Here is a 22,839-nt window from a genome sequence, read left to right as displayed (position 1 = left end):
ATGTGCCGTGTGGTCGACCTGAAGCAGGCGGTCCTCGCCAAGAACGACTCGGCCGCGCACACCCTGCGCGCCGAACTCACCGCCCGCGGCACCACGGTGGTCAATCTGCTGTCCAGCCCGGGGAGCGGGAAGACCGCCCTGCTGGAGCGCGAACTCGGCCTGGCGCGCGAGCGCGGCGTGCCCGTCGCCGCGCTGACCGCCGACCTCGCCACCGAGAACGACGCGCTGCGACTGGCGCGTTCTGGCGTCCCCGTCAAGCAGGTGCTCACCGACGGGCTCTGCCACCTCGAGGCCGGGATGCTCGGGCGGCACCTCGACGGCTGGATGCCCGAGGACACCCGGCTGCTGTTCGTGGAGAACGTCGGCAACCTCGTCTGCCCCGCCTCGTACGACCTGGGGGAGACGCTGCGCGTCGTCCTGGCCTCGGTGACGGAGGGGGAGGACAAACCGCTCAAATATCCGACGGCGTTCGGGCTCGCCCACCTCGTCGTGGTGACGAAGACGGACATCGCACAGGCCGTGGAATTCGACGAAGCCGCCTTCCGCGCACACGTCCAGCAGGTCAACCCCGGGGTGGAGGTGGTGCTGACCTCGGCCCGCACGGGCGAGGGCGCGGGCATCCTGCTCGACCGGGCGCTGGCGGCCGGCGCAGGTGGCGCGGTGCACGCCCCGGTCATGGCACAGCAGCACCCCACGCACCACCATCACGGTCACCACGCCGGGGGCCACTCGCACTCCGCCGTGGTGCCGACCCGCTGATGGAAGCCGTACAGCGCCGCCGGGTCGTCGTGCGCGGAGTGGTGCAGGGCGTGGGCTTCCGGCCGTACGTGTACACCCGCGCGACCGGGCTCGGCCTCGCCGGGCACGTCACCAACACCCCGGAGGGAGTCGTCGCCGAGGTCGAGGGTGCACCGGCGGCCGTATCGGCCTTCTGCGAGCGGCTCGCGGCCGACGCCCCGCCCCTGGCGGTCGTCGACGCCGTCGACCACTGCGAGGTCCCCGTCGCAGGCGGCGCCGGCTTCACCATCGTCGCCTCCCGGTCCGGCGGACCCGCACGCACCCTCGTCTCCCCGGACGTGGCCACGTGCGCCGACTGCCTCGCGGAGCTGGCCGATCCCGCCGACCGGCGCCACCGGCACCCCTTCATCACCTGCACGCACTGCGGCCCCCGCTTCACCATCGTCACAGGGCTCCCGTACGACCGGGTGCACACCACCATGGCCCGCTTCCCCCTGTGCCCCGACTGCGCCCGCGAGTACGCCGACCCCGCCGACCGGCGCTTCCACGCCCAGCCGGTGGCCTGCCCCGCCTGCGGACCCCGGCTGCGGCTCCTCGCCGGCTCGCCCCCGCGCGAGGTGGCGTACGCCGACCCGGTCGCCGGGGCCCGCCGGCTGCTGGCCGACGGGGCGATCCTCGCGGTCAAGGGCCTCGGCGGCTACCACCTCGCCTGCGACGCCGGGCACGCCGGCGCCGTGGCCGAGCTGCGGCGCCGCAAGGCCCGCGGGGACAAGCCGTTCGCCCTGATGGCCCGGGACCTCGCCGACATCGAGCACCTCGTCCACCTCGGCCCGGCCGAACGGGAGCTGCTCAACGGGCCCGTCCGGCCCATCGTCCTGCTGCGCCGCCGCCCCGGAGCCGCCGCCGAGGAGCTCGTCGCCGACGCCGTCGCCCCGGGCGGCCCCGACCTGGGCGTGATGCTCCCGTACACGCCCGTGCACCACCTGCTGCTCGGCCTGCCCGGCGACCCGCCCGGCCCCCGCCTGCTCGTCATGACCAGCGGGAACCTGTCGGGCGAGCCCATCGTCACCGACGACACCGAGGCCCTGGACCGGCTCGCCCGGCTCGCCGACGGCTGGCTCACCCACGACCGGCCGATCCACGTCCCGTGCGACGACTCCGTGGTGCGCGTCTGCGACGGCGAGGTGCTGACCCTGCGCCGCTCCCGCGGATACGCGCCGCTGCCCCTGGATCTGCCGCTGCCCGTACCGGCCGCCCTCGCCGCCGGAGGAGACCTCAAGAACGCCTTCTGCCTCGGCGAGGGCCGCAAGGCCTGGCTGTCCGCGCACATCGGCGACATGGACGACCTGGCCACGCAGTACGCCTTCGAACGCGCCGAGCAGCAGCTGGAGTCCATCACCGGCGTACGCCCCGGACTGCTCGCCGCCGACCGGCACCCCGGCTACCGCTCCGGCCGCCTGGTCCGGGACCGGGCCGCCGGCCGCCCGGTCGTCGGAGTCCAGCACCACCACGCGCACCTTGCGTCCGCGATGGCCGAACACGGCCTCGACGGCGCCCGCCGGGTGATCGGCGTCGCCTTCGACGGCACCGGATACGGCGACGACGGGGCCGTCTGGGGCGGGGAGGTGCTGCTGGCGGACTACGCCGGGTACACCCGGTTCGCGCACCTCGCCTACGTCCCGCTGCCGGGCGGCGATGCCGCCGTGCACCGGCCGTACCGGATGGCCCTGTCCCATCTGCGCGCCGCCGGGCTCGACTGGGACCCGGACCTGCCCTGCACGGAAGCCTGTCCGCCCGACGAACTGCGACTGCTCCGGCGTCAGTTGGAGCGCGAACTGCACTGCGTCCCGACCTCCAGCATGGGCCGCCTCTTCGATGCCGTCTCCTCCCTGGCGGGCGTCTGCCAACACGCCGGGTACGAGGCCCAGGCCGCCATCGAGCTGGAGAGCGCGGCGCTCGCGGGCTCCGGGACGGAGGCGGACGGCGGGTACGCCTTCGCGCTGCACCTCGGGGGACCGCGCGGCGAGAGCCCGGTCACGGCCGACCCGGCCCCCGTACTGGCGGCGGTCGTGGCCGACGTACGGGCGGGTACGACCCGGGCGTTGATCGCCGCCCGCTTCCACGCGGCCGTGGCCGACCTCGTGTGCACGCAGGCCGTCCTCGCACGCGAGCGGCACGCGCTCGACACCGTCGCCCTGACCGGCGGGGTGTTCGCGAACACCGTGCTGTCCTCCGCCTGCGCCCGCGGACTGCGCGAGCGCGGCTTCACCGTACTGCGCCACCACCGCGTCCCGCCGAACGACGGCGGGCTGGCCCTCGGCCAGCTCATGGTGGCGGCCTGTGCCCCGCACCACCCACAGCAAGGAGAGGGCCATGTGCCTGGCGGTACCCGGCAGAGTGCTTGACATCGGGGAGAAGGACGGCACCCGCATGGCGACCGTCGATTTCGGCGGAGTGGTCAAGGAGGTGTGCCTCGAATACCTGCCGGACCTGCAGGTCGGCGAATACGCCATCGTCCACGTCGGCTTCGCCCTGCAGCGCCTCGACGAGGAGTCGGCCAAGCAGACGCTCGAACTCTTCGCCCAGCTCGGCGTGCTCCAGGAGGAGTTCGGCGATCCCTGGGAGCGGGCCGCGGCCGAGGCGGGCGCAGGTGACGGGGACTGGCCCTTCGCCGACGACATCGCGCAGCAGCCGCACACCGGGGACGCCGTACAGGAGGCGCAGCAGCAGTGAAGTACATCGAGGAATTCCAGGACCCCGAGCTGGCCCGCCGCCTGCTCGACGACATCCACGCCACCGTCACCCGGCCCTGGGCGCTGATGGAGGTCTGCGGTGGCCAGACCCACACCATCATCCGGCACGGGATCGACCAACTACTGCCCGAACAGGTGGAGTTGATCCACGGCCCGGGCTGCCCGGTGTGTGTGACCCCGCTGGAGGTCATCGACAAGGCGCTGGAGATCGCCTCCCGCCCCGAGGTGATCTTCTGCTCGTTCGGCGACATGCTCCGCGTCCCCGGGACCGGCCGCGACCTCTTCCAGGTGCGCAGCGAGGGCGGCGACGTACGGGTGGTCTACTCCCCGCTCGACGCCCTGCGGATCGCACAGCAGAACCCGGCGCGCGAGGTGGTGTTCTTCGGGATCGGCTTCGAAACCACCGCGCCGCCCAATGCCATGACGGTCCATCAGGCCAAGAAGCTCGGCATCCCCAACTTCAGCCTCCTCGTCTCCCACGTCCGGGTGCCCCCGGCCATCGAGGCGATCATGACCTCCCCGAGCTGCCGGGTGCAGGCCTTCCTCGCCGCCGGGCACGTGTGCAGCGTGATGGGCATGGGGGAGTACCCGCAGCTGGCCGCGCGCCACCGCGTTCCGATCGTGGTCACCGGCTTCGAACCGCTGGACATCCTCGAAGGCGTACGCCGGGCCGTACGGCAGCTGGAACGGGGCGAGCACACCGTCGACAACGCCTACGCCCGAGCCGTCCGCCCGGAGGGGAACCCGGCCGCCCTCGCCATGCTGGAGGACGTCTTCGAGGTCACCGACCGCGCCTGGCGCGGCATCGGCGTCATCCCCGCCAGTGGCTGGCGGCTGTCCGCCCGCTACCGCGACTACGACGCCGAGCACCGCTTCTCGGTGACCGACATCGCCACGCAGGAACCCGCCGAGTGCCGCAGCGGTGAGGTCCTCCAGGGCCTGATCAAGCCGCACGAGTGCGAGGCCTTCGGCACCACCTGCACCCCGCGCACCCCCCTCGGCGCCACGATGGTCTCCAGCGAGGGCGCCTGCGCCGCGTACTACCTCTACCGGCGCCTCGACCTCGCGCCGGCCCGGACCGCACCGCTGGAGGCGAGCCCCGTTGTCTGAGACCGTGTCCGACGCCGTGTCCGCGACCGCACTCGACGTCACCGGCTGGACCTGCCCGGCCCCGCTGCGCGACCGCCCCCGGGTGGTGATGGGCCACGGAGGCGGCGGCGCCCTCTCCGCCGAGCTCGTCCAGCACGTCTTCGCACCCGCCTTCGGCGGCGAGGTGCTCGCCCAGCTCGGCGACTCCGCCTCAGTCACCCTGGGCGGGACCCGGCTGGCCTTCTCGACCGACTCGTACGTGGTGCGGCCGCTGTTCTTCCCCGGCGGCAGCATCGGCGAGCTCGCGGTCAACGGCACGGTCAACGACCTGGCCATGAGCGGGGCCCGCGCCGCCTACCTCTCCTGCGGGTTCATCCTCGAGGAGGGCGTGGAGATCTCGGTGGTGGCCCGAGTCGCCGAGGCCCTCGGCGCGGCCGCGCGCGCCGCGGGAGTCGAGGTGGCCACCGGTGACACCAAGGTCGTGGAGGCCGGTCACGGCGACGGCATCTACCTCAACACCGCCGGCATCGGGCTCATCCCCGACGGGGTGGACCTGCGCCCGCAGCGCGTCGTACCTGGTGACGTCGTCATCGTCAGCGGGGAGATCGGCCTGCACGGCGTGGCCATCATGAGCGTCCGCGAGGGCCTCGAATTCGGGGTGGACGTCAAGAGCGACTGCGCACCACTGGGCGGGCTCGTCCAGGCCATGCTCGCCGTCACCCCCGACCTGCACGTGCTGCGCGACCCCACGCGCGGCGGGCTGGCGGCCGCCCTGAACGAGATCGCGGCAGCCTCGGGCACCGGGGTCGTCATCCAGGAGGGCCGGGTCCCGGTCCCCGAGGCCGTGGGCAACGCCTGCGCGATCCTCGGCCTCGACCCCTTCTACGTGGCGAACGAGGGCAAGCTGGTCGCCTTCGTACCCCGCGAGCACGCGGACGCCGTCCTCGACGCCATGCGCGCCCACCCGCTGGGCCGCCGCGCCACGGTGATCGGCGAGGCGGTCGAGGCGCACCCGGGTCTCGTCGTGGCCCGCACCGGCCTCGGCGGCACCCGCGTGGTCGACCTGCCGATCGGTGAGCAGCTGCCCCGCATCTGCTGAGGCGGGCCCTACGGATTGGCCGGCAGGGTGCGCAGGTCGCTGATCCGGTGGCCCCGGGAGCGGACCGCGTCGATGATCTGCGGCAGGGCCTGTACGTCGAGCACGGGGCCCTGCCCGTCGAGCGAACCGACGTGCATCCGTACGATCCCGCCCGGCGCGAGCACGTCCAGCGCCCGCTTGACGGCCCGCTGGGTGGTCATGCCGCCCGCCGTGCCGCGGTAGCCGTTGGTGTCGGGAACGGCAGCGCCGCCGGCCCGCCGACCTGCCGGATCGCCCGGTCGGCGACCGTCACCTCCTGCGCCCGCTCCCCTGAGGGCGCGCGCAACGGGGTCATCCTGCGGCGGTGATCCGTGACATCAGGGCAGCTCGGGGATGAAGGGGAGGTAGTCCTCCGTCGCCGTGGAGGGCACGACGGCGTAGCTCGCCTCGGGGAGTTCGTTCCACACGCCAGGGAGGTCGCCCAGCGGTTCGGAGACCACCAGCCGGGTCGCGTCGGAGACCTCCCGCAGGAACGGCAGTTCCGGGTACAGCTGCCGTACGGTCTCGGCCTTGCTGCTGTAGTAGAGCGACCGCGACTGGCCCGCGCTGGAGTAGCGGAAGGCCCACACGCGCTCGCCGTCGCTGACCGCGATCGTCATCTGCAGCGGGTCCGCGACGCCGTGCTCCTTGCCGAGCCGCTCCACCAGGCCAGCCATCCGGGCGACCGCACCGGGGACGTCCTGGTCGAGGCCGAACGTGACGGCCAGGTAGAACATCACTTCGGAGTCCGTGGAGCCCTCGATGCACGAGAACAGGGCCGGGTCGACGGCCATGTACAAGTCGCGCTGCAGACGGTGGAAGTCGGTGATCGCGCCGTTGTGCATCCACAGCCAGCGGCCGTGCCGGAAGGGGTGGCAGTTCGTCTGCTGGATCGCCGATCCGGTGGAGGCGCGGACATGGGCGAAGAACAGCGTCGAGCGGACGTGCGCGGCCAGTTCCCGCAGGTTGCGGTTGTTCCAGGCCGGCCCGATGTCCCGGAAGATCGCCGGGGTCGCCCCGCCGTCGACGCTGTACCAGCCGATGCCGAAACCGTCGCCGTTGGTCGACTCGACACCCATCCGGGCGTGGAGGCTCTGGTCGATCAGCGAGTGTTCCGGCTGGTAGAGAACCGCGTCGAGCAGCATCGGCGAACCGGAGTAGGCGAGCCATCGGCACATCAGCATCATTCCTCTCCTGAGGCTCGTACGAGCCTATCGCGGCCGGAGTCGCGCTGCTCCGTGGCTGTCACGCGGCCGCATCGGCGGGCTTGACCCGCACGGGTGACATCTCCCGCGCCGGGCGCCGGTCCGGGGCGCGGGTGGCGGACCGGTGCCGAGAATCTGTGTCTGCGGCCCAGGGAAGGGGAGACAGGTGCGCGGCACGGCGGTCGAGATCCTGGTGTGGTGGGCGGTGCTGATGGGGGCCACGCTGGTGTCGATCAGCTCACCGGGACCCGTCGAACTCCTGGTGGCCGGTGCCGCGGCGGCCGGTGCCGCCGTGACGGCAAGGCTGGTGCGGCGGACGGCGGACGTGCGGGTCCGGGGAGCCTCCGGGGCGCTGCGGGCGGTCGTCGGGCTGCCCCTGGCCGCCGCGCAGGGTCTCGCCGTACTGGTGGGTGTACTGGCCAGGCCGCGAGCAGGCGCGGGCAGGGGCCGGACCCGGCGGATCCGGCTGCGCGAGGGGGCGGACCCGGGGTGGGCCGGGGTGGCGCTCGGATGGTCCGCCGACACCTGCGTGACCGACCTCCCGGACGACGGGCGCGCGGAGGCCGTCGTGCACACCTTCCGGCCCGCGACGGCCCCCGGCGGCCCGGAGCGAGCGGTGGCCCGCCCGGACGGCACGCGGTGAGCGCCGTCCCGGTTCCCGCCTGGTCGGCGGCCTCGCTCGTGCTGCTCGCGGCCGCCTGGCCCGCCTGCCTGTGGGCGGCGGCCCGCGGCAGTGCCGTACGGCGGCTGGCAGGGCTGTGCATGGCGGGCACGGTGACGGGCGCCGTGCTCCTGCTGCTGCCCATGGCGTACGGCCGGTCCTCCTACCAGGACGTGGCCCTCGTGTGCGCGGTGCTGTCGCCGGCCGGGGTGCTGGTCTTCACCCGCTTCGCGGGCGCCGGAGCGGGAGCCGGCGCCAGAGCCGGCGCCGGTCCGGACGCGGACGCCGGGAACGGCTGAGATGGCCGTGGCGCACGTGGCGCACGTGGCGGCGTCCGTACTGCTGTGGCTGGGCGTCACCTGCCTCCTCGCGGGCGCGGGAGCACTGGTGCTGCTGCGCGGGAGCCTCGAACGGCTGCATGCGCTGGCCCCCGCCAACGGGCTCGGCGTACCGCTGATCGCCTGCGCCGTGGCCCTGGAGCAGGGCGCGGGCCGGGCAGCCGTGAAGACCCTCCTGATCGGGCTGCTGTTCTCCGTCGGCGGGACCGTGACCACCATCGCCGTGGGCAAGGCCACCGCAGAGGAGCAGAAGGGCCGGCCCCCGCATGGATGACGCACTGACCGCCGTCGCCCTGCTGCTCGTCGTGGCGGCCGCGACCCTCGCCGTCCTGTGCCGGGAGCCCGTGCGCCAGGCCGCTGCCCTCGCCGTGCTCGGGTTCGCGCTGACCCTTCTGTTCGTCGTACTCCAGGCCCCTGACGTGGCCCTTTCGCAGCTCGCGGTCGGCACGGCGCTGACACCGCTGCTGATCCTGCTCACCGCGCGCAAGGTCCGCCGCCCGCCTGCCGAGGAGTCCGCCCCCGAGGACCGCGGGCAGCACGGCGACCGGGACGGCCGTCGCCACGCCCCGCAGGACCGGCCGTGAGGGACCGGACCCGGCTGCTGCTCCTCGGGTGCGCCGCCGCGGTGATCGCCGGCTTCTTCACCGCCGCCTGCCCGCGGCTGCCCGCCTTCGGCACCGGCTTCCATCCGTACGGGGACCGCGCCGTGGCCGCCGCGCTGGCCCGCCAGACCGCCAACGTGGTGTCCTCGGTCAACTTCGACCTCCGGGCGCTCGACACCCTCGGTGAGGAGACGATCCTCTTCGTCACCGTCCTCGCCTCGACCCTGCTGCTGCGGCTGGCCCGTGACGAGCGCAAGGCGCCGCCCCGGAGCGAGCGTGCCCTGCCCACCACCCGGCTGTTCGGGGCCGTCCTGCTGCCCGTCGCCCTCGTGGTGGGCGTGTACGTGGTGGCGCACGGGCAGCTCACGCCCGGCGGCGGATTCCAGGGAGGCGTCGTCCTCGCCACCGCCCTCCACCTGGCCTACCTCGCAGCCGACTACCGGGTCCTGGAACGGGTCCGGCCGCTCGAGGCCCTCGACGTCACCGACGCGCTGGCCGCCGTGTCGTTCACGGCGCTGGGTCTGGCGGGCCTCGCGGCCGGCGGCGCGTTCCTGGAGAACGTCCTGCCCTTCGGCTCCTTCAACCAGATCACCTCGGGCGGCCTCGTCCCGCTCCTCAACGTGGCCGTCGGAATCGAGGTCGGTTGCGGGCTGATCGTGCTCCTGGCCCACTTCCTCGACCAGGCCGTCGAGATCACGGAGCCGGACGGGCACCACCCCCGTCCCGGGGGCCGCCCCCACCGCCGGTCCGCCACCGCTCCGCAGGAGGACGAGAACTGATGGGTGTCCTGCCCTTCCTGGCCTCCGGCTGGGTGCTGCTGACCGCCCTGTACGGGCTGGTCACCAGCCGCAACCTCATCCACGCCATCGGCTGCCTCGCCGTTGCGCAGTCGTCCACGTACCTGATGCTGCTGGGCGTCGGATACCGCCGTGGGGCCACCGCGCCCGTGTACGGCGACCTCGAGCCCGGCAGCCGGCCCGTCGTCGACCCGGTCGTCCAGGCCCTGACCCTCACGGACATCGTGGTCGGCGCCACCGTGACCGCCCTCCTGCTCGCCCTCACCATCCAGCTGCGCAAGCGCCACGGAACGGTTGACCCCCGGGCGCTCACCGCGCTCAAGGGCTGACGCCGTGGCGGACGCCGAGGCGCTCCTCCCGCTGGCCGTCGCGATCCCGCTGATCGGGGCCGTCCTGCTGGCCGTGGCCGGCCGGTGGCTGCCCCGGCTCGGCTGCGACCTCCTCGCCACCGCGACCGCGGCGGCCGGCCTCGGCTGCCTGGTCGCCCTGTGGCCGCACACCGCGGACCGGGCGGCCGCCCGGATCGGCGGACACCCCGCGGACATCGGGATCGTCCTGCTCGCCGACCCGCTCGGCACCGGACTGGCCCTGCTCGCCGCGGTGCTCGTCCTCGCCGTGATCGTGTACTCCTGGCGCTACTTCGACGAGCCGGCCGGGGACCGGGCCGGGGTCTTCCCCGCGCTGATCCTGCTCTTCGAGGCGGGCATGGTCGGCTTCGCGCTGACGGCCGACCTGTTCAACGCCTTCGTCTTCTTCGAGCTCATGAGCGTCGCCGCGTTCGCGCTCACCGGCTACCGCATCGAGGACCCGAGGCCGCTGCAGGGCGCCCTCACCTTCGGGATCGTCACTTCCTTCGCCGCGTACGGCTCCCTCCTCGGCATCGCCATGCTGTACGCCCGTACCGGGGAGCTCAACCTCGCCAGGCTCGGGGAGCGGCTCGACGGGCAGCCCACGGACGCCCTGACGGTGGTCGCCTTCGTCCTCGTCGTCACCGCGTTCCTGGTCAAAGCCGCGGCCGCACCCTTCCACTTCTGGCTGCCCGATGCGCACGCCGTCGCCCCGACACCGGTCTGCATGCTGATGTCCGGGGTGATGGTCGAGCTGGGCGTGTACGGGGCCGCCCGCGTGTACTGGGCGGTGTTCTCCGGGCCCGGCGGGATCCCGCACACCGCGTTCCGGGCCACCTTCGTCGCGGTCGGCGTCGTCACCGCGCTGCTCGGGGCCCTCATGTGCTGGCCGCAGCGGCACTTGAAGCGGATGCTGGCCTTCTCCACCGTCAGCCACGTCGGGCTGTTCCTCGTCGGCGTCGCCCTCCTGACCCCGGCCGGCACCGGCGCCACGGCGGTGTACGTGGCCGGCCACGGCTGCGCGAAGGCGGCGCTGTTCGGGCTGTGCGGGGTCCTGCTCGACCAGTACGGATCGGTGGACGAGCACGGGCTGCACGGCAAGGCGCGCGCCCACCGGGCGGTGGGCCTGCTGTTCGCCCTGGGCGCCCTGGTCCTGGCCGGACTCCCGCCGTTCGGCGCGGGGCTGGGCAAGGCGCTCGGCGAAGAGGCGGCGGGCCATGCGCTGTTGCCGGTGTTCCTCCTGACCTCCGCGGTGACCGGAGCCGCGCTGCTGCGCGCCACGGCCCGGATCTTCTGGGGAGCCGGGCCGCCCCCGCGTACGGCACCCGCAGACGCCGAGACCACCGGGGAGGGGGAGGAACCGGAGGTGCGCGCCGCCCGGCAGTCACCGCGTCCGCCCATGGTCGCGGTGCCGGCCGCGCTGCTGCTCCTGGGCCTGCTCGTCGGCACGGTACCGGCGGTCGCCGAGAGCCTGGGCCACGGCGCGGAGCTCTTCACCGACCGGGCGGGCTACGCCGCGGCCGTGGGCGGCGACCGCCTCCGGGGCGGCGCGGCCCCGGAGGCGGTCGCGACGCAGTGGACCGGGGTGGGCGCCGGACTCGGCGTGGCCTCGGCAGCCCTGGCCTGCCTGCTGGCCGGGGCCGCGCTCTGGTGGCCGGGCGGGGCCGCCCTGCGGCGGGTGGCGGCCGCCGGGGTCCTGCCGCTGCGCCGCCTGCATTCGGGGCTGGTCGGCGACTACCTGGCCTGGCTGGCCGTGGGCATGGCCGCACTCCTGCTGGCCGTTGCCCTCCAGGCGCAGGGGGCATGACCGTCCGTCAGCGAGGACGGCGGCGACGGCAACGCGCTCACCCGGGACGGCTAGGGTGGCCGGGCGACGAGGACGGGCCACGAAGTTGGGTACCCTCTCGGTTGGCTTCGGGGCTTCGGCGGGCTGAACTGCCGTGACAGGGGATGGATTTTCATGAGTACACCTTCCAGCGACCTTTTCCAGCCGCTCAGGCCCGACGACCCGGCCGCGGTGGGCGGTTACCGTCTGACCGCCGTGCTGGGCGCGGGCGGGATGGGCAAGGTGTACCTCTCCTATACGCCGGGCGGGCGGCCCATCGCCCTCAAGGTGATCCGGCCCGAGTTCAGCGAGGACCCCGAGTTCCGGCGGCGCTTCCAGCAGGAAGTGCGGGCGGCGCAGCGGGTGCAGGGCCTCTACACCGCGCCCGTCATCGACTTCGACACCGAGGGCTCCCAGCCCTGGCTGGCCACGGCGTACGTGCCGGGCCCCTCCCTCGCGCACGCCGTGGCCCGGCACGGGCGGCTGCCGCTGCGCAGTGTGCTGCTGCTGACCGTCGGGGTCGCCGAGGCGCTGCACGTCATCCATGGCGCGGGCATCGTCCACCGTGACCTGAAGCCGGCGAACGTACTCCTCGCCGCCGACGGTCCGCGCGTGATCGACTTCGGCATCGCCCGTGCGGCGGACGCCACTTCCCTGACCGGCAGCGGCGTCAGCGTCGGCACGCCCGCGTTCATGGCACCCGAGCAGGCCTCCGCCGGTACGGTCACCGCCGGCACCGACATCTTCGCCCTCGGCCAGATCGTGGCGTACGCGGCGATCGGTTCGCCCGCCTACGGTGAGGGGTCCTCGCACGCCGTGCTGTACCGCATCGTGCACGAGGATCCCGACCTCAGCGCGCTGCCGGAGGAGCTGCGGCCCCTCGTGACGCGGTGCCTCAGCCGTGACCCGGCGGACCGGCCCACCCTGACCGAGGTCATCCAGATGTGCCACGACCTCTCTCCCGTCCCGCTCCGCCAGGGCGAGGACTGGCTGCCCCAGGCGGTCGCCGGGTCCATCACCGAGCGCCTCCAACTGCCCGAACCGGCGAAGACCCCGCCGCCGCAGCCCGCCGTGGCCCCGACGCCGACCGAAGTCTCCCCGCAGCCTCCGGCGCAGGGCGCGTCACCGTACCCGCCGTCCGCTCCTGGCGTGGCCGCCGCGCCGACGCAGAGCGCACCCGCCGCCCCGGCGCACGCACCGACCGCTCCCGTCGCTCCGGGCGCGGCGCCTTCCGCTCCGCCGCGTGCCGCGCCTGCTCCCGTGCCTCCGGGCGCGGTGCCGCCCGGTTACCAGACGCCTCCGCCCGGTTACCAGACCCAGCCCGGCTACCAGACCCCGCCGCCGGGCCACCAGACCCACCCTGGTTACCAGACCCCGCCGCCCGGGTACGTGGCCGGCTACCCGACCCCGTCGCCGGCCCACCACCCCGGGTACCCGCCCCCCGCGCCGCAGGGCAAGCCGAAGGGTCTGATCATCGCCGGAGCCGTGGTGGCAGCGGTGATCGGCCTCGCGGTCATCGGTTCCCTGCTGCCGGACGGCTCCGACGACAAGGCCAAGGGCAGCTCGGCCTCCACGGGCGGAAGCCCGAGCGCCGCAGCCCCCAGCGGCGGCTCCCAGGACAAGGGCCAGAAGCGCTCCGACCCCGCCCCGGCCTCGTACCAGGGCATCAACCTGACGGCCAACTACCAGCTCATGCTGGCCGACAACCCGCCGCGCCCCGCCACCGGCGGCAACGCCGGCGTGATGTACAACCACGGCGACCTCTACTTCTACGTCGACACCCTCTTCGGGGACACGAAGCTCGGCACCAACAACGGCAAGCTGGTCGTGCTGAACAACTCCCAGAAGGGTTCGCTGGAGACCTGCCGCGCCGAAACCCGCTACACCGAGAAGATCGGCCTCGACCAGCTCTCGGACGGGACGGAGGTCTGCGTGCTCAGCGACGCGGGCCACATCGCGGTGGCGACGTACCGCGGCAAGTCGGGCGCGAACGACCCGAGCAACTACATCACGCTCGACCTCACGATCTGGCGCAACGCCGAGGAGCCGAAGAAGAGGAGCTGAGGCTCCGGGGCACTCGCGCGGCGAGTGCCCCGGGCGCGGGCCCTCCCGGCTCTACAGCCGCTCCTCCATGCCGATGGCCGATTCCAGGTCCTCACGGGCCCTGCTCTCGCCCTCCTTGCCCTCCTGCTGCTCCAGCAGGGCCGCGGCGATCGCGTCGAGCTTGCGCTGGATGGCGTGCTCGGCGCGGCGCTCGGAGTTCTTCAGCAGGGCGAGCAGCAGCAGGGACACGGCAGCCATGGCGTCGCCCGCGAGGTGCTGCCACTCCGTGGACAGCCCCGCCACGTGGGTGACCACGTAACCGGCGACCAGGAGCACGCACAGCAGGGAGAAGACGGCGGAGCTCGTGAAATTGGAGGCGAGCTCGGCCAGCTTCTCGAAGCGGGCGGCACGCCCCTCGCGCTTGCGTTCCCCCGGGTGCTGCAACGCCATGCCCTGCGCCTGCCCAGCCCGTACGCCCGCACACGCTCCTTCCGGTCATTGTCGTGCCACGGCCGTGCGCCGGGTTTCCCGGGCGGGGCGGGGGAGCGGGGCTGATGGGCGGGGGCGGGGGACTGCTGCGGGGATTGCGGAATTCGGCCAGGGCGGGCGGGCCGGGGGCGTTGTCCATATCGCGTCCTTCCCAGCACGCACCCACTGTGGTGGCATGTGCATGGCGAATTCCGGTTCCGCAGGACGAATGTCTCCGCGGGACGAATGAATGGAGAAACGAAGATGTTGCTCCGCAGACTCACCGTCGGCGCGGCGGTCGCGGCGTTATCCGCCCTGGCCCTGCCCGCTCAGGCCCATACCGCATCCACGCCGCCCGGAAGAATCACCGTCGACGTGGTCGGCGTCAACGGATCAGGATGCCCGCAGGGGACCGCGAGCGTCGCCGCGGCCTCCGACAACACGTCGTTCACCGTCACGTACAGCAACTACCTGGCCCAGGCCGGCGCCGGTTCCGGCGGCACCGAGTTCCGCAAGAACTGTCAGCTCGCCCTGCAGGTCCACGTACCGCAGGGGTTCACGTACGCCATCGCCCGCGCCGACTACCGCGGCTTCGCCCACCTCCAGCGCGGGGCCTACGGCCAGGAGCGCGCGAACTACTACTTCCAGGGCATGGCGCAGACGGCCCGTACGACCCACCAGTTCAACGGCCCGTACTCCGACAACTGGCAGGCGAGCGACCAGACCGAGTACCAGGACCTCGTCTATGCGCCCTGCGGCGAGGAGCGCAACCTCAACGTCAACAGCGAACTGCGGGTCTACTCGGGGACGTCGAACCCGCAGGCCCTGAGCTTCATGAGCATGGACTCGACGGACGGCAGTGTCGGCACGATCTACCACTTCGCGTGGAAGGAATGCCCCGCGGTCTGACGCGGCGTGAGCGAGCGCAGGACACACCGACCGATGATCAGGAGTGACAACGATGTCTCATTCCCTGTCTCGTACCCTGCTCACCGGCGGCGCGGCGGCCGTGCTGATCGCCTCGGCGACGACGTCCGCCGGTGCCGCCGGCCCCACCCCGCAGATCACCGCGCCTCCCGACAAGATCGTGATCGAACTCGCCACGGTCAACGGATCCGGCTGTCGCGAAGGCACAGCCGAGGTGGCCGTCGCCCCGGACAACACCGCCTTCACGGTCACCTACAGTGAGTACCTCGCCCAGGTGGGCCCCGGTGCGCCGCCGACGGCATTCCGCAAGAACTGCCAGCTCAATCTCCGCGTCCACGTTCCTTCGGGATTCACCTATGCGATTGTCCAGGCGGACTACCGCGGATTCGCATTCCTCCAGCCCGGGGCATGGGGGCAGGAGCGCGCGAACTACTACTTCCAGGGAATGCCCCAGACCACACAGCGCACCCATCAGTTCAACGGGCCGCACAACGACAACTGGCAGGCGAGCGACAAGACGGAGTACGCGGATCTGGTCTGGGCTCCGTGCGGAGAGAAACGAAACTTCAACATCAATACGGAACTGCGCGTGAATGCGGGCACGTCCAACCCGCAGACTTCCACCAGCTTCATGGCCATGGACTCCACGGACGCGAGCGTGAGTACCCTCTACCACCTCGCCTGGCAGGTCTGCCCCACACCGAGGCACCCCTGACGAGCCGGTACGCGCTGTACCCGGGGGATCCGCCGGGTACAGCGCATGCCTCATCGTGCCGTCATGTCAGGGGCCGCAGCCGGGACGAGGCATGGCGCGACACCGCCGGGACGGGCACGGACGTGAGGGAGCTGCCCGCCTGCCAGGACCGCCAGTCCAGGTTCCAGTCGCCGAAGCCGTTGTCGAACGGCGCCATCGGCTCGCCGCCGCTGTTCACCACCTGCACGATGTCCCCCTCGCGTACCGTCTGGAAGAACCAGGCGGCGTCCGCCGTGCTCATGCCGGTGCAGCCGTGGCTCACGTTCTCCTCACCCTGCGACGCGACCGACCAGGGCGCGGCGTGCACGTACTCGCCGCTCCACGTGACCCGCGTCGCGTAGAACACCGGCAGGTCGTAGAACTCGCTCGTGCCGGGTCTGATGCCGACGGTGTCCCCGCGCATCCGGACCTGGTACTCCTTGCGCAGCACGACCTTGACACCGCTGCGGGTCCGGAACCCCTCCTTTCCGGTGGTGACCGGGATCGTCCGGATGACCCGGCCGTTGCGGCGTACGGTCATCTCGTGGGCGGCGGAGTCGGTGACCGCCTCGATCCGGTCCCCGATGGTGAACTCCGTGGAGTCCGAGGGGCCGCCGTAGCCGTGCTCGCCGACCTCGACCCCGTCGAGACCGCTCGTCACGTGCACCTCGGCGTGCGCCGGCCAGTACGTACGGGGGCGATAGTGCAGCGTCGAGTCGTCCACCCAGTGCCAGCCGCCCTCGACCACCGGCTCCGAGGTCACCTGGAGCGCCCGCTCCACCCGTGCCCGGGCGGTCCGGTCGGTGGCGGGAACCGGCCGGCTCAGGGCGGCGGTCACGATCTGCCCCGCGCCGTACGTCCCGGGCCTCGGCCCGAACTCCACCGTGAGCCTGCCCCCGTCCGGAGGCGGCGCGGTCCGGAATGCCATGGTGGCGCCGACCGGCGTCCCGGCCGCGTCCTGGGCGCCGACCCGTACGGTGTAGAGCTCGCCGGCGCGCAGCGGCTCGGTGTTGGCCCAGCGGCGGTTCTTCGGGGCGAGTGCGCCGGCCACGTAGCGCCCGTGCCCGTCGCGGACGGTGACGTCCGTGAGCTGACCCGCCTCGGCGAGCGCGATCTCGAGCGGACCGCCGGCGTTCGTGGGGAGGACGACCGTACGAACCGACCCGTCGGCCTCGCGGGACGCGGGGCCCCGCAACACCGACCCGGCGCCCCGGGCGGTGGCCCGTACGCGCTGCTGCCGCCAGCCGGTGCACAGGCCGTCCCGGAAGCCCTCCACCGTGCACCGGGCGGCGATGCCGCCTTCCCCCTCGTCCAGGGCCCGGCCGACCAGCAAGGTCACGGAGGCGTCGGGGCCGCCGGCCGCCGACCCCTTGCCGTCCTGCTCCGGCGCCCGGTCCGGCGCCGCGACGACGACGAGGACGGCGCCGGTCACGGCGGCCACCACACTCCACGCCCTGATCCTTCGTGCCCGTCTCGCCTTTCGCTCCTGTTGTCCACGGTGCGTCGATGACATCGCCACGCAGCCCTCCCAGCTCGCCCACGGCCCGATGGGAGTATCAAAACGATTGCGCGGCTAAATGATGATCATGCGCTCGGAGCGTGCGACCGAACGGGCACGCAAGAGAACTCGTACGGAGCAACGGAGCAACGGAGCAACGCGGCAACGTCCGCGGCCGGGCCGCCCTTTACCGTCCCGCCGAGAGCGCGCATTCAGGGCAGCGGCCTGACCCGGACCACGCGGGCCGGGTTCTGGCCGCCACCGGAGGCCAGGACGCGTACCTCGTCCTGGTCGCTGATCTCCGCCCGGACGATGCCGGTCGCGTCCGTGTAGACCGGGTGGCCGCCCGGACCGGCCTGGCCGGTGGCCGTCACCACGACGACGTCCTCGCTCGTTTCCGGTCCCTCGGAAAACACCAGCTCGTAGCGCTCGGAACTCATCCGCGCCCTCCTCTGCCGGGCGAAAGGGATTTCCCCACCACCATGATGCGCGCAACGCCCGGCGCGCGCCGCCTACGCGTGGACGATGGCGTACCGGCCGCGGGCCCTCGTGCCGTCCGGCAGGCTCCAGTCCGCAGTGACGTGCCCCAGCAGCTGCCCGGTGGCGGTGTCGGCCTGCGCCGGTACGGGCCGCAGGACGCGCTGGACGCTGATGGTCAGCTTCCCGGCGGAGGTCTGCACGCGCACATCGGACGTGTCCGGACCGCCGGACACCTCCAGGACCGAGAGAGGCCCCGGGCGGGCGGCGCCCGCGGACCAGCCCGTGACGGACGGGTCGGGCGTGTCGCTCTCGCTCTGGGCCTGCGCCTCGGCCTCGCCGAGCACGAGCGCGTACAACCGGTCGACGAGGACCGGGTCGTGGGTTCCGTCGTAGATCCACCGGCGCCCCAGCACCCCGTGCTCGGAGGTGCCGATGAAGGCGTGCTCCGCCCCGTCGAGCGGGGCTCCGCGGTAGGTGAGGGGCACGAGGTACGTGACCGGCCGGTCTCCCGCACCGTCGGTGACCGCCATGAACTCGATCCCGACCTCGCCCTGCGGGTCGTCGAGCCGGAAGCCCCCGGCCTTGGCCGGCCGCGGCGCACTTCCCGCGTCCGGGCCCTGGTACCAGGGCTGAGTGGGAAGCCAGGAAGCGAGCAGCTCCAGCTTGCCCGGGGTCATCGTGGTCCGGTGGACGACGGCCATGGTGCGGCACCTCTCTCGGTCGACTGGTGATCATCCTGCCAGCGGTGTCACCCGGTGCCTCAGGTTACGTCCGCACGAAGCGCGGGCGGCATCCGGGCCACGGACTGTGCATCCACGGTGAACAGGCAGGAAACTCAACGGAGTTGGCGTTGACGGTCACCGCTCTACGCGCGTCATCATGGGCCGCATGAGAATCCCCCCACCCTTCGTGGCCCTCGCCGGCGCCGCGGCGGTCGCCGCCGCGCTCCTCACCGGACCAGCCGCCTCTGCGGCCTCCGCTCCCGCCTCCGCACCCGTCTCCGTCGCGGCCGCCTCCGCGGCAGCGGCCGGCAGCGTCTGCCACTCGGCGCTGCCGTCCCAGGCGCACCACACCCTCGACCTCATCGACGAGGGCGGTCCGTTCCCCTACTCCCAGGACGGCGTCGTCTTCCAGAACCGTGAGCGGCTGCTGCCGGTCCACGGCAGCGGCTACTACCACGAGTACACGGTCGTGACGCCGGGCTCGCCGACCCGCGGGGCGCGCCGGATCATCACCGGACAGCAGGGGGAGGAGGACTACTACACCGCCGACCACTACGCGACGTTCCGGCGCATCGACTTCGGCTGCTGACCCGCCTGTCCGCACGGCCGCCGGGCGACGTCACTCGAAGCGCGTGGTGTCGCCCGCTCCGCGGCGGACGATCTCGGTGTCGCCGCCGGAGAAGTCGATGACGGTGGTCGGCTCGGTCCCGCAGTCGCCCGAGTCGACCACGACGTCCACCAGATAGTCGAGCCGCTCCTTGATCTCCCAGCCCTGCGTCAGCGGCTCCGGCTCGTCGGGCAGGAGCAGGGTGCTGGACAGCAGCGGCTCGCCCAGCTCGGCGAGCAGGGCCTGGGTCACCGCGTGGTCGGGAATGCGTACGCCGACCGTCTTCTTCTTGGGGTGCAGCAGCTGGCGCGGCACTTCCTTCGTCGCGGGCAGGATGAAGGTGTAACTGCCCGGCGTGGACGCCTTGATCGCACGGAACACGTCGTTGTCGATCTGCACGAACTGGCCCAGCTGGGCGAAGTCCTGGCACACCAGCGTGAAGTGGTGGCGGTCGTCCAGGTTGCGGATGGACCGGATCCGGGCGAGGCCGTCACGGTTGCCGAGCTGGCAGCCCAGCGCGTAGCAGGAGTCCGTGGGGTACGCGACGAGCGCGCCGGAGCGGATGCTGTCAGCGACACTGCCGATGGTGCGCTGCTGAGGGTTGTCGGGGTGCACGTCGAAGTACTTGGCCATTGGCCGAGCCTACGCGATCAGGCCGCTGCCGGTGCGCGAGCGACGGGCGCTCGATGTCCAGCCCTGCTGCCGGAGGCGTTCGAAGCCGTCCAGGAGCAGATCCAGCGCGAACTCGAATTCGAACTGATCGTCACACCCGCCGCCCACGACGGAATCGCCGTCGTGGGCGGCGGCCATGGCCAGCTCCGTGACGTGGGGGTAGGCCGCCGCGGCCGCCGGGGGCACGGCCGGCTGTCCCTCGGGACCGGAGTCCGGGGCGGCGTCGAACAGCTCCTGGGTGAAGCCCAGCACGCGGCTGCCCAGTGCATGCATCACGTGATGGGTGAGATCGACCGAGAAGCCGCCGCCGCGGAACATCCCGATCACCGAGTCCACGTACGCGAGCACCGCCGGGGTCGGGCCGGTGCGTGACCGGATCACCTGAGCCGCCCAGGGGTGCCCCAGCAGGGCCGCCCGAGCCGAGAGGATCCGCTGCCGGACCGCGCCCTGCCAGTGGGATCCGGGGGCCGGGGGGTCGATCTCGCCCACCACGGCCTCCACCATGCCGTCCAGGAGCTGTTCCTTGTTGGCGACGTGCTTGTAGAGCGCCATCGGCACCACGCCCAGCTCCTGGGCGAGCCTGCGCATGCTCAGCGCCTCGATCCCGATGCCGTCGGCCAGCGCGACGGCGGCGCGCAGCACCCGGTCCCTGCTCAGGGGCGTCCGGGGCGCCGTTTCCGTCTGCCGGGTCATCTCGATCAGCTCCCTCGTGGTCCGTCCGGGCGGGACCCCCGGGTTGACGAGTGTACGGCGTACACCTAACGTACGGCCTAGGTGTACGCCGTACACCTAGGGAGAGGGGTCGGTTCCGCATGAGCTCAACCAGGAAAATCGCCGTCGTGACGGGTGTGCTGTTCCTCGTCACCGAGGTCGCCGCGATCGGCGGGCTCGCGCTCTACGGCCCCGTGCGGCACGACGCCGACTACGTCCTCGGCGCCGGCGCCGACACCCGGGTGTTCCTCGGGGCGCTGTTCGAGTTCGTCCTCGCGCTGGCGGTCACGGGAACCGGAGCCGCCCTGTACCCGGTCGTCAGGAGGCAGAACGAAGGCGCCGCGCTCGGCTACGTCTGCGGCCGCCTGCTGGAGGCCGCCGTCATCCTCGTCGGCATCATCAGCGTGCTTTCGGTGGTGACGCTACGCAGGGAATCCGCGGGAGCGGCGGGAGCCGACGGCCCGTCCCTGGTCACGGCCGCCCACACCCTCGTGGCGATCCACGACTGGGCCTTCCTGCTCGGTCCCAACTTCGTCCTGGGCGCCAACACCCTCGTCCTGGCCTGTCTGATGTACCGCTCGCGGCTCGTCCCGCGGCCCGTCGCCGTACTGGGACTGGTCGGCGGCGCCCTGATCTGCACCTCGGCGACCGCCGTGCTGTTCGGCCTTTACGAGCAGCTCTCGGTAGCCGGATCGCTCGCCGCCCTCCCGGTGTTCGCGTGGGAAGTGACCTTGGCCGTACGGCTCCTCGCCAAGGGGTTCAGCGGGCCCGTTCAGCCCGCGAACACGGTCGAGAAGTGGGCGAGCAGCCCCGCGGCGGTCGGCGGGCACAGCCTGGCACCGAGGTAGCCGTCCGGCCGGACCACGAACGCCGCCGGCTCCCGTACCCCGTACATCCGGGCGAACTCGCCCCGGCCGTCCCGGTACACGGGCACCGGCGCCGGCCGGTCCGCCTCGGTGTCCCTGAGGATCGCGCACACCCCGACCCGGCCCGTTGCGAAGCCCCGTACCGCGGACGTGAGTTCGGCGAGGCCGTCCAGCGCCGGGCCGGGCCCGTACAGCAGCAGCACATGCTCGCGGCCGCGCAGCAGGTCGTACAGCCGCAGCGAATAGGCGGCGATGTCCCCGGCGAGCCCGCCGCAGTCCGGCGCCCGGTCGCCGGGCTGCGGCCCGTCGCCTGCACCGGCCTCCGGGTCCGCCCGCTGCACCACGGGGCTGCCCCGGTAACCGACGAGCAGCTGGGCCTGGCGCTGCATCAGCGTCTCCGCGTCCTCCGGATCCGCCTGGACGCCCTCGGCTGCGTGCCGGACGGTACGGCCGACGACCTCCTCGCCCACCGGCCGGCGCTCGGCGTCGTAGCTCGCGACCAGCCCCGGAGCCGCGGCACCCTCCACGGCCAGCGCCAGCTTCCAGGCCAGGTTCCAGGCGTCCTGGATCCCGGTGTTCATGCCCTGTGCGCCGGTCGGCGGATGAATGTGCGCCGCGTCGCCGGCCACGAAGACCCGCCCGTCCCCGTACCGGTCCACCAGCCGGTGACTGATCCGGAACACGGACGACCAGCGCATGGCCGACGCGGTGGTGGGCTGCGGCGACAGCCGGTCCAGGACGGCCTGGACATGGCCGAGTTCGGGGGCGCTGCTGCCCTCCAGGCCGTGCACCACCCCGTCGCCGCCCTCGGGCGGAGCGGCGGAGAGCTCGGGCGGAACCATCATCGACACCCGGTAGCGGCGGTCGCCCGGCAGCGGGATGCACACCAGCACGTCGTCGACGGCGCCCGAGGCGTCGTGGTGCATGGCCCGCACCCCGTACGCGTACGGCAGGTCCCAGTCGACCTCCACGTCGGCGAGCATGTACTCCTCGGGGAAGGCGCCTCCCTCGAAGGTCAGGCCGAGCCCCTTGCGGACGATGCTGTGCGCTCCGTCGCAGCCCACCAGGAAACGGGTCCGGACCTCCTCCTCCCCGTGGGGAGTCGTGAGCCGGCTGGTCACCCCGTCCGCGTCCTGGACGAACGACACGAGCTCGCTGCCCCGCTCGATGCGCGTACCGAAGCGCTCCAGGAACTCCTCGATGATCCGCTCGGTTTCGTACTGCGGCAGCGCGGCGAAGCCGTACGGCACCTCGGGCGGCAGCACAAGGTCCAGCCGGGGCTGCTCCACGCCGTTCACGTACGTCAGTTGCCCGCGCATCGGGACGGCTGCCTCGAGGGCGGCCTGCACGAAGCCCATCCGGTCCCAGATCTCCAGGGTCCGCGGCTGGATCCCCACCGCCTTCGCGTACGGCAGCCTCGCGGGGAGCCGGTCGACGATCCGGCAGGCGATCCCGCGCCGCCGCAGCTCGGCGGCCGCCGTCAGCCCGACCGGGCCGGCGCCTGCCACCAGGACGTCCGCAGCTGCTCCATCGGTGTGCACCATCGGCGCCTCCCGGGCGGGGTCCCCCTGTGAGCGATCTCCCTCCATGGTGGCCCGGAGGCCCGCTCCCGGCGATCGGACCGGAGGCCGGACCGCACC

At 72.9% G+C, this 22,839-nt stretch carries 26 protein-coding genes; 17 read left to right on the top strand and 9 right to left on the bottom strand.

The window, feature by feature from the left end; all coding sequences use genetic code 11:
- From hypB to hypE, 5 genes are all read left to right on the top strand, one after another.
- Positions 1-759, top strand: a complete 759-nt coding sequence (gene hypB, locus IF09_RS0108890) for a hydrogenase nickel incorporation protein HypB (protein ID WP_037634335.1) — start codon at positions 1-3, stop codon at positions 757-759.
- Positions 759-3,143: a carbamoyltransferase HypF gene (gene hypF, locus IF09_RS0108885; RefSeq protein WP_051832246.1), complete on the top strand. Its 2,385-nt coding sequence runs from the start codon at positions 759-761 to the stop codon at positions 3,141-3,143. The genes hypB and hypF overlap by 1 nt, the downstream gene beginning before the upstream one ends.
- Positions 3,112-3,471, top strand: coding sequence for a HypC/HybG/HupF family hydrogenase formation chaperone (locus IF09_RS40020; protein WP_030293709.1), 360 nt, complete (start codon positions 3,112-3,114; stop codon positions 3,469-3,471). The genes hypF and IF09_RS40020 overlap by 32 nt, the downstream gene beginning before the upstream one ends.
- On the top strand, positions 3,468-4,601 hold the full coding sequence (gene hypD / locus IF09_RS0108875; RefSeq protein WP_030293707.1) for a hydrogenase formation protein HypD: 1,134 nt from the start codon (positions 3,468-3,470) through the stop codon (positions 4,599-4,601). The genes IF09_RS40020 and hypD overlap by 4 nt, the downstream gene beginning before the upstream one ends.
- 88 nt (positions 4,602-4,689) lie before the next feature.
- Positions 4,690-5,679 carry a hydrogenase expression/formation protein HypE gene (gene hypE, locus IF09_RS0108870; RefSeq protein WP_418953029.1) on the top strand — a complete coding sequence of 330 codons (990 nt, stop codon included), beginning with the start codon at positions 4,690-4,692 and terminating at the stop codon, positions 5,677-5,679.
- Between the two features lie 8 nt (positions 5,680-5,687).
- Here the strand turns inward: hypE and IF09_RS44485 are convergent, their stop codons facing one another.
- Both IF09_RS44485 and IF09_RS0108860 read right to left on the bottom strand, forming a co-directional pair.
- Positions 5,688-5,879 carry a hypothetical protein gene (locus tag IF09_RS44485; protein WP_030293703.1) on the bottom strand — a complete coding sequence of 64 codons (192 nt, stop codon included), beginning with the start codon at positions 5,877-5,879 and terminating at the stop codon, positions 5,688-5,690.
- Positions 5,880-6,035: 156 nt separating this feature from the next.
- A complete protein-coding gene (locus IF09_RS0108860; protein ID WP_030293701.1) occupies positions 6,036-6,875 on the bottom strand; it encodes a class II glutamine amidotransferase in 840 nt (279 codons plus the stop codon).
- Between the two features lie 193 nt (positions 6,876-7,068).
- On the opposite strand from IF09_RS0108860, the gene IF09_RS46855 reads away from it, so the two are divergent.
- The 8 genes from IF09_RS46855 (at position 7,069) to IF09_RS0108820 (ending at position 13,536) form a co-directional block, all read left to right on the top strand.
- Positions 7,069-7,545, top strand: a complete 477-nt coding sequence (locus IF09_RS46855; protein WP_030293699.1) for a hypothetical protein — start codon at positions 7,069-7,071, stop codon at positions 7,543-7,545.
- Positions 7,542-7,862, top strand: a complete 321-nt coding sequence (locus tag IF09_RS0108850; protein WP_063607334.1) for a monovalent cation/H+ antiporter complex subunit F — start codon at positions 7,542-7,544, stop codon at positions 7,860-7,862. Before IF09_RS46855 ends, IF09_RS0108850 begins: the two co-directional genes overlap by 4 nt.
- A gap of 1 nt (position 7,863) precedes the next feature.
- Positions 7,864-8,175, top strand: coding sequence for a monovalent cation/H(+) antiporter subunit G (locus IF09_RS40015; RefSeq protein WP_037634333.1), 312 nt, complete (start codon positions 7,864-7,866; stop codon positions 8,173-8,175).
- Positions 8,168-8,485, top strand: a complete 318-nt coding sequence (locus IF09_RS0108840) for a Na(+)/H(+) antiporter subunit B (RefSeq protein WP_030293695.1) — start codon at positions 8,168-8,170, stop codon at positions 8,483-8,485. The genes IF09_RS40015 and IF09_RS0108840 overlap by 8 nt, the downstream gene beginning before the upstream one ends.
- Positions 8,482-9,282: an MnhB domain-containing protein gene (locus IF09_RS0108835; protein WP_051832245.1), complete on the top strand. Its 801-nt coding sequence runs from the start codon at positions 8,482-8,484 to the stop codon at positions 9,280-9,282. Before IF09_RS0108840 ends, IF09_RS0108835 begins: the two co-directional genes overlap by 4 nt.
- On the top strand, positions 9,282-9,629 hold the full coding sequence (locus tag IF09_RS0108830) for a sodium:proton antiporter (protein ID WP_030293692.1): 348 nt from the start codon (positions 9,282-9,284) through the stop codon (positions 9,627-9,629). The genes IF09_RS0108835 and IF09_RS0108830 overlap by 1 nt, the downstream gene beginning before the upstream one ends.
- 4 nt (positions 9,630-9,633) lie before the next feature.
- A complete protein-coding gene (locus IF09_RS0108825) occupies positions 9,634-11,454 on the top strand; it encodes a complex I subunit 5 family protein (protein ID WP_030293691.1) in 1,821 nt (606 codons plus the stop codon).
- Between the two features lie 153 nt (positions 11,455-11,607).
- Positions 11,608-13,536, top strand: a complete 1,929-nt coding sequence (locus tag IF09_RS0108820) for a serine/threonine protein kinase (protein ID WP_030293690.1) — start codon at positions 11,608-11,610, stop codon at positions 13,534-13,536.
- Between the two features lie 51 nt (positions 13,537-13,587).
- Here IF09_RS0108820 and IF09_RS0108815 read toward each other — a convergent pair whose 3' ends face one another.
- Entirely contained in the window at positions 13,588-13,965 is a 378-nt protein-coding gene (locus IF09_RS0108815) for a low affinity iron permease family protein (RefSeq protein WP_030293688.1), read from the bottom strand.
- A 282-nt stretch (positions 13,966-14,247) separates the two neighbouring features.
- Between IF09_RS0108815 and IF09_RS0108810 the strand changes: the two genes are divergently transcribed.
- Positions 14,248-14,892: a DUF4360 domain-containing protein gene (locus IF09_RS0108810; protein WP_030293686.1), complete on the top strand. Its 645-nt coding sequence runs from the start codon at positions 14,248-14,250 to the stop codon at positions 14,890-14,892.
- A 64-nt stretch (positions 14,893-14,956) separates the two neighbouring features.
- Positions 14,957-15,625 (top strand): DUF4360 domain-containing protein, encoded by a 669-nt coding sequence (locus IF09_RS0108805; RefSeq protein ID WP_030293684.1) that lies wholly within the window; start codon positions 14,957-14,959, stop codon positions 15,623-15,625.
- 61 nt (positions 15,626-15,686) lie between these two features.
- On the opposite strand, the gene IF09_RS0108800 is transcribed toward IF09_RS0108805, so the two are convergent.
- The 3 genes from IF09_RS0108800 to IF09_RS0108790 form a co-directional block, all read right to left on the bottom strand.
- A complete protein-coding gene (locus IF09_RS0108800) occupies positions 15,687-17,075 on the bottom strand; it encodes a L,D-transpeptidase (RefSeq protein ID WP_234320923.1) in 1,389 nt (462 codons plus the stop codon).
- A 278-nt stretch (positions 17,076-17,353) separates the two neighbouring features.
- The gene (locus IF09_RS0108795) at positions 17,354-17,581 is read right to left on the bottom strand and encodes a DUF6296 family protein (RefSeq protein ID WP_030293680.1); all 228 of its coding nucleotides are present in this window, start codon (positions 17,579-17,581) and stop codon (positions 17,354-17,356) included.
- Positions 17,582-17,653: 72 nt separating this feature from the next.
- Positions 17,654-18,322 (bottom strand): maltokinase N-terminal cap-like domain-containing protein, encoded by a 669-nt coding sequence (locus tag IF09_RS0108790; protein ID WP_030293678.1) that lies wholly within the window; start codon positions 18,320-18,322, stop codon positions 17,654-17,656.
- A gap of 187 nt (positions 18,323-18,509) precedes the next feature.
- Between IF09_RS0108790 and IF09_RS0108785 the strand changes: the two genes are divergently transcribed.
- Positions 18,510-18,932, top strand: a complete 423-nt coding sequence (locus IF09_RS0108785; protein WP_030293677.1) for a ribonuclease domain-containing protein — start codon at positions 18,510-18,512, stop codon at positions 18,930-18,932.
- 30 nt (positions 18,933-18,962) lie between these two features.
- Here the strand turns inward: IF09_RS0108785 and IF09_RS0108780 are convergent, their stop codons facing one another.
- Positions 18,963-19,583, bottom strand: a complete 621-nt coding sequence (locus tag IF09_RS0108780; RefSeq protein WP_030293676.1) for an L-threonylcarbamoyladenylate synthase — start codon at positions 19,581-19,583, stop codon at positions 18,963-18,965.
- A gap of 9 nt (positions 19,584-19,592) precedes the next feature.
- Positions 19,593-20,315 carry a TetR/AcrR family transcriptional regulator C-terminal domain-containing protein gene (locus IF09_RS0108775; protein ID WP_030293675.1) on the bottom strand — a complete coding sequence of 241 codons (723 nt, stop codon included), beginning with the start codon at positions 20,313-20,315 and terminating at the stop codon, positions 19,593-19,595.
- 119 nt (positions 20,316-20,434) lie between these two features.
- Here IF09_RS0108775 and IF09_RS0108770 point away from each other — a divergent pair, with 119 nt between their 5' ends.
- Positions 20,435-21,181, top strand: a complete 747-nt coding sequence (locus IF09_RS0108770; protein WP_030293674.1) for a DUF4386 domain-containing protein — start codon at positions 20,435-20,437, stop codon at positions 21,179-21,181.
- Here the strand turns inward: IF09_RS0108770 and IF09_RS0108765 are convergent.
- The gene (locus IF09_RS0108765; RefSeq protein ID WP_030293673.1) at positions 21,106-22,743 is read right to left on the bottom strand and encodes an FAD-dependent monooxygenase; all 1,638 of its coding nucleotides are present in this window, start codon (positions 22,741-22,743) and stop codon (positions 21,106-21,108) included. The two genes, IF09_RS0108770 and IF09_RS0108765, sit on opposite strands and share 76 nt — an antisense overlap.
- Between the last annotated feature and the right edge of the window lie 96 nt (positions 22,744-22,839).

The organism is Streptomyces katrae (assembly GCF_000717655.1).
Lineage (GTDB): Bacteria > Actinomycetota > Actinomycetes > Streptomycetales > Streptomycetaceae > Streptomyces > Streptomyces katrae_B.
Note: the sequence above shows the minus strand (reverse complement) of the source record. Positions and strands in the feature narration are given on the sequence as shown.